This is a genomic window from Pseudoalteromonas luteoviolacea CPMOR-1, from assembly GCF_001625685.1.
GTDB classification, from domain to species: domain Bacteria; phylum Pseudomonadota; class Gammaproteobacteria; order Enterobacterales; family Alteromonadaceae; genus Pseudoalteromonas; species Pseudoalteromonas luteoviolacea_K.
Window position 1 is genome coordinate 1 of the sequence record NZ_AUYC01000077.1, and the last position, 701, is coordinate 701.

The following is a 701-nucleotide window of genomic DNA, read 5'->3' on the forward strand; positions in this document are numbered from 1 at the left end:
TCTCAATGCCAGCTAATGCAAAGTCGTTACCATTGTTTGTACCATCTTGGTTGATGTCCACAAACACACGACCTGAGATAGATTTATCACCCGCATTTGGCTTTTCAGTAAAGCGGATTCCAGGAGTTGGATCTGTGCCAACAACGACTTTTGCCACATTGCTCACCACGCCAGCACCTGAACCGATATAACGGTTACCCGTTTGATAAATACCATTTACTGTTTGCGTGATGGTGTAACCATCAGCGTTCGATTCGATCAAGCCTGTGAAGCTAAACGCACCGTTAGCATCAGTCGTCGTTGTGGTATTCACCGCCTGACCAAACTTATCCGTGCCCGTGATGGTGACTGTGATGTCTTTTAATCGCGCGTCATTTTGATCAACCGTCCCATCTTGGTTGATATCCAAGAATACGTTACCTGATACTGACTTATCACCGGCTTTTGGTTTTTCTGTAAAGCGGATCGCTGGGGTTGGATCTGTGCCAACAACGACTTTTGCGACATTGCTGATCACACCCGCACCTGAGCCGATGTAACGGTTACCTGTTTGGTAAATACCACTTACTGTCTGCGTGATGGTGTAACCATCAGCATTGGATTCAATCAAGCCTGTAAAACTGAACGCACCATTTACGTCAGTTTTCACGCTTTGGGTAACTGACTGACCAAACTTATCCGTGCCTGTGATAGTCACTGTG

1 protein-coding gene is annotated in these 701 nt (G+C 46.2%); it reads right to left on the bottom strand.

Going from position 1 to position 701, the window contains the following annotated elements:
• Nucleotides 1-701: SdrD B-like domain-containing protein (locus tag N473_RS23110; RefSeq protein WP_196766467.1), on the bottom strand; the 701-nt coding region annotated here is incomplete at both ends.